The organism is Holospora curviuscula, from assembly GCF_002930195.1.
Taxonomy (GTDB): domain Bacteria; phylum Pseudomonadota; class Alphaproteobacteria; order Holosporales; family Holosporaceae; genus Holospora; species Holospora curviuscula.
The window spans coordinates 1-1,280 of the sequence record NZ_PHHC01000051.1; the positions used below are offsets into that span (position 1 = coordinate 1).

The window sequence follows — 1,280 nt, forward strand, 5'->3', positions numbered from 1 at the left end:
AGGACGTTATCTATGCTCTCTCAAAGGTAATGAGGGAAATCTTTCAGATGATGTGACGCGATATTTTGAAAAAGTATCCTTAGAAGCGATCAAATATTGCGAAAATTATGATAAGGGGCACGCTAGGGTTGAAGTTAGAAAATGCTCGTTAAGTCAGGATAGTCAATGGCTCATCTTAAATACTCCTAATGGGCGTTCCATTAAAAGTATTACGCGGATAGAATCGATTCCTGAGATAAAAAGCAAGTGTTCTAGTGCAGTGCGGTAGTATGGATCTTCTTTAGAGGTCACTCTTGAAACAATGCTTTCATATATTAGAGGTCATTGGGCCTTACATTGGCTAGTACAGAGGTCATTTGGTGAGGATCAAAGAAGAATACGCAAGGAAAACGCTCCCCACGCTATAGGCAATAATCAAGTATATAGCTCTGAACAAGCTCATGTGCCAGGACAATCAATCAAGCGGTTCAGAAAAATGGGGGGCTAGAGTGACGACATACTTTTCCGTATCTTGAAACAAAATTTTTTATGAGGTGGTCCTGAGGGCTATAGTAATTTAGCTTAAAAATGGGATTAAATGTGTTATACTTGTCAGAAAACGATAAAAAAACCTAAAATTAAAAGATACATAAATTGAGGTAACCACCAAAAGATAGGCAAAAAAAATTCTAGCAAGTAAAAGTAGCGCAAGTAGAGGGTGGATCCGCTAGGAAAAAGAAGGAATTATCAAGCCTAAAAGACTACTAGACAGAAAAGGAAATATAAAAAACAGTTAGGTAAACCATTGTTCTAACTTATTGAGGATTATTTTAATGAAGGATAATGGAATAAATGCTTTGGCTGATGCAGTAGAGCGCTCATAATTTTTGGATAGCTTTCTAAAATAGACCACTTGAGAAACTGGATTAAATTTAAAGTTTGATGTAAACGCTCTATAGAAGGATCTGTCATGAACGAGGAAACCATAAAAAATATAGAAGACGAAAAATTTCGTCGTTTAACAGGCGTTAAAAGATCACCTTTTGAAAAGATGCTTGATATTTTAAGAGAAGCCGCACGCCTTAAAAAAGCGAAAGGCGGTGGAAAGAACACGCTTATTTTAGAGGATCGCCTTCTTAGGGCTCTTGAGTACATCCGGGAATACCCGTACTTATTTCCATATAAGTCAAAGCGATGGGGTCAGTGAGCGTACGGCTTATGATACGATTAAATGGATAGAGGGCACGTGTATCAAGCACTCTGATTTTGCTTTGCCAGGTAAGAAAGCGCTTTTGAAACGT

The 1,280-nt window shown here is 37.7% G+C and carries 1 protein-coding gene and 2 pseudogenes; 2 read left to right on the plus strand and 1 reads right to left on the minus strand.

Going from position 1 to position 1,280, the window contains the following annotated elements:
- Positions 1–268: pseudogene (locus HCUR_RS08095) on the plus strand (hypothetical protein); the annotation flags it as partial.
- 536 nt (positions 269–804) lie between these two features.
- On the opposite strand, the gene HCUR_RS08975 reads toward HCUR_RS08095, so the two are convergent.
- The gene (locus tag HCUR_RS08975; RefSeq protein ID WP_207760842.1) at positions 805–951 is read right to left on the minus strand and encodes a hypothetical protein; all 147 of its coding nucleotides are present in this window, start codon (positions 949–951) and stop codon (positions 805–807) included.
- On the opposite strand from HCUR_RS08975, the pseudogene HCUR_RS00805 reads away from it, so the two are divergent.
- Positions 950–1,280 (plus strand): annotated as a pseudogene (locus HCUR_RS00805) (helix-turn-helix domain-containing protein); the annotation flags it as partial. The gene HCUR_RS08975 and the pseudogene HCUR_RS00805 sit on opposite strands and share 2 nt — an antisense overlap.